At 72.3% G+C, this 6173-nt stretch carries 4 protein-coding genes and 1 pseudogene; 3 read left to right on the plus strand and 2 right to left on the minus strand.

The window, feature by feature from the left end; genetic code table 11:
* Positions 1-25: 25 nt before the first annotated feature.
* On the minus strand, positions 26-328 hold the full coding sequence (locus ACJ73U_RS03700) for a hypothetical protein (protein ID WP_407776078.1): 303 nt from the start codon (positions 326-328) through the stop codon (positions 26-28).
* Positions 329-340: 12 nt separating this feature from the next.
* Complete coding sequence (locus ACJ73U_RS03705; protein WP_407776079.1) at positions 341-649, minus strand: hypothetical protein; 309 nt, start codon at positions 647-649, stop codon at positions 341-343.
* Positions 650-821: 172 nt separating this feature from the next.
* On the opposite strand from ACJ73U_RS03705, the gene eccCa reads away from it, so the two are divergent.
* The 3 genes and pseudogenes from eccCa to ACJ73U_RS03720 form a co-directional block, all read left to right on the plus strand.
* Positions 822-4796 carry a type VII secretion protein EccCa gene (gene eccCa / locus ACJ73U_RS03710; RefSeq protein WP_407776080.1) on the plus strand — a complete coding sequence of 1325 codons (3975 nt, stop codon included), beginning with the start codon at positions 822-824 and terminating at the stop codon, positions 4794-4796.
* Positions 4797-4820: 24 nt separating this feature from the next.
* Positions 4821-5138 (plus strand): hypothetical protein, encoded by a 318-nt coding sequence (locus ACJ73U_RS03715; protein ID WP_407776081.1) that lies wholly within the window; start codon positions 4821-4823, stop codon positions 5136-5138.
* Positions 5139-5146: 8 nt separating this feature from the next.
* A pseudogene (locus ACJ73U_RS03720) lies at positions 5147-6173 on the plus strand (hypothetical protein); the annotation flags it as partial.

Here is a 6173-nt window from a genome sequence, read left to right on the forward strand (position 1 = left end):
CCCGCGCCTCTCATGGCAGGGGCGCTCAGCCCATGATGCTCGTGCGGGCTCGCTGGACCGCGCCGCGGAGGTCCTGCTCCGCCTGGTCCACGGCACGCATGAGGTTGGCCAGGAACTCCTCGTTCTTCTGGCCGTAGGTGTCGAAGTTGGCGTTGCGGAACTGGTTGCCCTCACCGGCGTCGTCCGCCCACGCCATGTTCATCGTGCCGGTGGTGAAGGTCATCCAGTCGGTGCGGTTCTGCTGCAGGCTGTTCTGCGCGTTGAGGATGGCCTGCTTCAGGTCCCGCAGGTGTTCGAACTTGACCGAGATGGCATCGTCGGAAACCACGTTCACGCTCCCTCAGTGGCCGTTGATGGCGTTGATGATCGAGTAGGCGTCGTCGTCGGCGCCGACGCTGATGTTCAGCGCCTGGCTGGTGCCCTGGGAGATGCTGTCGGCGTCCTGGGAGTTGACCCCGAGGTAACCGCGGATCTCCTGGTGCTTCTGGTCGAACGCCACCTTCGCGCGACCGCCCCACACCGACTTCACCATGTCGGCGATGCCGGTGAGCTGCTTCTCGTAGTCCATGATCGCGCTGTGGACGTCGGACGACCGGCTGACCGCCGTGGACATCATTGACTGTTCGACGTGGATGTTGTCCAGTGCCATGGCTTCACTCCCTCACAAGGTGCACCTGTGCGAGCGCCGCGTCCGCGGCGACATGACCCGACGCTAGGTCGCGCGCGCGACCCACAAGGGCTGACCGGCACGTTCCTGCCACGGCGAGCACACGTGCCGCGGCCGCGGTCAGGATCGGACGCGAGGAAGAGGAGGTGTGCTCGTGGGGACCGTCATCGTGCGGCGCCCGTTGCGCCGGCCCGCGCCCGAGATGCCCGCGGGCGAGCTGGTGCTCGACGCGCCGCCGGAGATCCCGCCGCCGTCGGGCCGGCAGTGGCAGCAGGTGCTCATGGTCCTGCCGATGGTCCTCATGATGGGCGCGATGATCCTGCTGTTCAGCGTCGGTTTCGGCGGGAACAGCACGTTCACCACGATCCGCTTCGTCGTGTTCGGACTGTTCGGCGTCGCGATGCTGGTGATGGTGGGCGCCGCGTTCCTGCAGGGCGGCGGCCCCAGCAAGAAGGAGATGGGTTACGCGCGCAGGATGTACCTGCGTTCCCTCGCCCAGCACCGGGTCCGGGTCGGCCGCACGGCACGCCGGCAGCGCGAGGCCCTGTGGTACCTGCACCCCGACCCGAGATCGCTCTGGTCGGTCGCCGCCAGCTACCGGCTGTGGGAACGCAGGCGCGGCGACGCGGACTTCGGCGTCGCCCGCATCGGCCTCGGCGCGCAAACCCTCGCCACCGAACTGATCGCGCCGGACACCAAGCCGCTGGAACAGCTGGAACCGTTGTCGGCACTGGCGTTGCGGCGGTTCATCACCGCGTACTCCTCGGTCCCCGACCTCCCGCTGGCCATGGCGGTCAACGGGTTCAGCCGCGTCTACCTCCGCGGCGGCGACCGCGTGGACGGCCTGGTGCGCGCCATGATCTGCCAGTTGGCCACCCTGCAGTCCCCGGACGACCTCCGCATCGCCGTGTGCGTGGGCCCGCAACGGCGCGGCGAGTGGGAATGGCTCAAGTGGCTCCCGCACGCCCTGCACCCGGAACGCACCGACGCGCTCGGCCCGGTCCGCCTGGTCGCGCCGACCATCACCATGCTCGAGGCGGTCCTCGAGGACCTGCTCGGCGACCGGCCGCGGTTCGACCCCGAGGACGGCGTGACCCGGGTCGCCGGCCCGCACCTGGTGGTGGTGCTCGACGGCGGCGAGACCGCCGGCTCCGACCACCTGGTGGCCGGCAACGGCATCGAGGGCGTCACGGTCATCGACCTCACGTCCCCGCCGCCGCGTGCCCCCGACCGGTCCGCGGTCGTGCTGCACGTGGCCGCCGACGGCACGCTCACCAGCGCCACCGCCGACGGCGAGGTCGACCTGGGGCGAGCCGACTCCCTGCCCGTGGCGAACGCGGAGGGACTGGCCCGCCAGCTCGCGCCGCTGCGCCTCACCGAGGGCGCCCGCGGCGAGCAGCCGCTGAGCTCCGAGCTGGGCCTGGAAGAGCTCCTCGACCTCGGCGACCCGTACGCGTTCGACCCGCACGAGACGTGGGTGCCGCGCCCGAACCGCGACCGCCTGCGAGTGCGGTTCGGCATCCGCCCGGACGGCAGCCCGATCGAGCTGGACCTCAAGGAGTCCGCGCAGGACGGCATGGGCCCGCACGGCCTGCTCATCGGCGCCACCGGCTCCGGCAAGTCGGAGCTGCTGCGCACGCTCGTCCTCGCGCTCGCCATCACCCACCCGCCGAACTCCCTGAACTTCGCGCTCATCGACTTCAAGGGCGGCGCCACCTTCACGCGGCTCGACCGCCTGCCGCACACCAGCGCCGTGATCACCAACCTGGTCGACGAGCTGCCGCTGGTCGACCGCATGGCCGACGCGATCAACGGCGAGCTGATCCGCCGCCAGGAACTGTTGCGGGCGGCGGGGAACTTCGCCTCGCTGCGGGACTACGAGAAGGCCCGCGCGGCCGGCGCCCCGCTGCCCGAGGTGCCGACGCTGTTCGTGGTCGTCGACGAGTTCTCCGAACTGCTCTCCGCCCGCCCGGACTTCATCGACAACTTCGTCCAGATCGGGCGCGTGGGCCGGTCGCTCGGCGTCCACCTCCTCCTTGCCTCGCAACGACTCGAGGAGGGACGCCTGCGCGGCCTGGACACCCACCTCTCCTACCGGATCGGCCTGCGCACGTTCTCCGACATGGACTCCCGCACGGTGCTCGGCGTGTCCGACGCGTTCTCCCTGCCCCGCGCTCCCGGGCACGGCTTCCTGCGCTACGGCGACGAGCCGATGGCGCGGTTCCGCTCGGCGTACGTGTCCGGCGTGCACCGCCCGGACCAGCCGGCCGGCGCCCGGTCGAGCGGCCCGGAACCGCTGGGGCTCAACGTCTACTCCACCACCTACGTCGCACCGGCGCTGGAGGACGAGGCCGAGGAGGCCGCCCGGGACGCCGTCGAGGACGACGCGATCGGGGACAGCCTGCTGGACATCCTCGTCGACCGGATCGCCGGCAACGGCGTGCCCGCGCACCAGGTGTGGCTGCCGCCGCTGGACGTGCCGCCGACCCTGGACCAGCTCCTCCGTGGTCTCGTCCACGACCCGGCGCGCGGGCTGCGCGCGGCGGACGCCGAGCACAACGGCGCACTGCACGCCGTGCTCGGCGTCGTCGACCGGCCGCTGGACCAGCGCCGCGACCCGCTCGTGCTCGACCTGTCCGGCCCGGCCGGGCACGGCGTGGTGTGCGGTGGCCCGCAGTCGGGCAAGAGCACCGCGCTCCGGTCGGTGATCACGAGCCTCGCGCTCACCAACACCCCGCGCGAGGTGCAGTTCTACTGCCTCGACTTCGGCGGCGGCTCGCTCGCCTCGCTGCGCGACCTGCCGCACGTCGGCGGCGTGGCCGGCCGGCAGAACACCGGCGCCGTGCGCCGCACGGTCGCCGAGGTGGCCACCGTCCTCGCCGACCGCGAGCGCCGCTTCGCCGAGCTGGACGTCGACGGCATGCCCACCTACCGCGCGCTGCGGGCCGAGGGCCGGGTCGAGGACCAGCACGGCGACGTGTTCCTGGTCGTCGACGGCTGGCTGACGCTGCGCAAGGAGTTCGAGGACCAGGAGGAGATCATCACGAGCATCGCCCAGCGCGGCCTCGCGTACGGCGTGCACCTGCTCGTGGCCGTCGCCCGCTGGTTCGACCTGCGCCCGCAGGTCCGCGACCTGCTCGGCAGCCGCGTCGAGCTGCGCCTGGGCGACCCGATCGACACGATGATCGACCGGACGGCCGCCCTGCGGGTGCCCGAGAACGCGCCGGGCCGCGGCCTCGGCCCGTCCAAGCACCAGGTCCTGACCGCCCTGCCGCGCGTCGACGGCCGCGACACCGTCGAGGACCTGGCCGCCGGGGTCGCCAACCTGGTGGCGGCGGTTCGGCAGGCGTGGCCGGGCGACCCCGCACCCGCGGTCCGGATGCTGCCCGGCCGACTGCCGTACGTGACGCTGCCGGCCGACGACCCCGCGACGCTCCAGCTGTCGATCGGCATCGCCGAGTCGGACCTGCGGGCCGTGCGGCTCGACCTCGGCGCGGACGCGCACGTGCTGGCGCTGGGCGACGCGGAGTCCGGCAAGACGACGTTCATCCGCGCGCTGGCCAGCAGGATCGTGGACACGTACACCCCGGCCCAGGCCAGGATCCTGCTGGTCGACCACCGCAGGAGCCTGCTCGGCGAGATCCCGCCGGACTACCTGCTCGGCTACGGCACCGACGCCGCGGCGACGACCAAGCTGGTCAACGTCGTCGCCCAGGGCGTGCGCGGCCGGCTCCCCGGTCCGGACGTGACGCCGGAGCAGCTGCGCAGGCGGAACTGGTGGAGCGGGCCCGAGCTGTTCGTCCTGGTCGACGACTACGACCTGGTCGTCACCCCGGGGTCCAACCCGCTCGCGCCGCTCACGGAGTTCCTGGCGCAGGGCCGCGACATCGGCCTGCACGTGGTCGTGACCCGGCGGGCCGGCGGCGCGGGGCGGGCGCTGTTCGAGCAGTTCCTCACCCGCATGCGCGACGTCGGCGCGATCGGCCTGCTGCTGTCCGGCGACAAGGCCGAGGGCCAGCTGATCGGCGGCCAGAAGGCCGAGGAGCTGCCGCCGGGCCGGGCGAAGCTCGTCACCCGCCGCGGCGAGCCGCGGCTCGTGCAGCTCGCGTGGCTACCACCGACCGAGTGAAGTCGACCAGCAAGGAGGGAACCGATGGCAGACGAAGTACCGGACGAGATCGCCGCCTTACCAGGATCACTGGGTGAGGTGACCCTGGTCGGGCCGGGTAAGGCCCTGTACAAGTTCGACGGCACCGCGAAGCTCGCGGCCGGCATGCCGGAGGGCAAGACCTACGCCGGCAAGGACGAGACGGCGTCGAAGCACCTGGCGACCTTCGTGCAGAACACGTCCACCGGGTTCGACGCGTACAGCAACACCGCGCGGAACGCCGGTCACGACTACCTCGCCTCGGACGAGACCGCCGCAGGCGGCCTCAGGAGTGTCGGCACGATCACCCACCAAGCCGTCTAGGGGACGAGATGCCCAACTACACCGCGATGTCCCTCGACGAGCAGATCCCGCTCCTCGAGCAGGAGAACCAGAACCAGAGCCTGCGCCAGGCCAAGAGCCAGATGTGGAAACTGGCGGTCTACGAGCTCACCGACGCCGACACGGAGCTCGGCAAGCAGACCGACAAGCTCGAGACGGACTGGACGGACGTGGCCGGCGACAACTTCGTCGCCAAGGCGCGCGACACCCAGCGCGTGCTCAAGCAGTGGACGCAGAACATCTCGTCGGCCAACCCGGGTGAGAAGCTCGACCGCATCAACGAGCTGGTCCCGCAGGCGCTCACCCTGGCGAAGGCGAACCAGGACGCGTTCAACAAGTACATGGCGATCTCCGGGCAGCTGGCGCTGAACGCGGGCTACTCGAAGGAGCAGCTGGAGGCGCCGTTCCGGGAGCCGAGCGGCAAGCTGATGGACCAGATCGCCGCCCTGTACGAGGACGCGGGCGACGCGGTGACGAAGGCGGGCTCGGGTCCGAACTACCGCGGGGTGTCCGACAACCCGCAGCAGGGCGGCGGTGGCCCGAGCCCGTCCGTCAGCGGCGGTGGTGGCGGTGGCGGTGGGGCCCCGACCGGGGCGGTCAGCGCTTCCCCCGGTGGCGGTGCCCCCACCGGTGAGGTCACCGATCCCCTGGCCGGCGCCGCGCCGGCGGCGGGTGCCGACGGGCTGACCGGCCAGGATGCCGCGGCACAACCCGATCCGGCCCTGACGAGCCCGCTCGGCGCCGACGGCGGTGTCGGTGGGGGCGGCGGAGGCGGTGCCGTCGATCTCCCCACCGGCGCCCACGCCGTCGCCGGTCCCGGCCAGGACCCGTCGCAGGCCGGTGGCCTCGGCACCGCGCCGACACCGAGTGTCTCCAACCCGATCGGCGCCGGTGGCGGCACCGGCACCGGCGCGGGTGGCCTGCCGACCGGCGGGTCGCCCATCCCGTCTCTCAACGGCGGCCTCGGCGGCACCGGTACCGGCGCCACCGGTTCCCGGCTGGGTGGCGGCACCGGCG

The organism is Actinophytocola sp. (genome assembly GCF_045807065.1).
Taxonomy (GTDB): Bacteria; Actinomycetota; Actinomycetes; order Mycobacteriales; family Pseudonocardiaceae; genus Actinophytocola.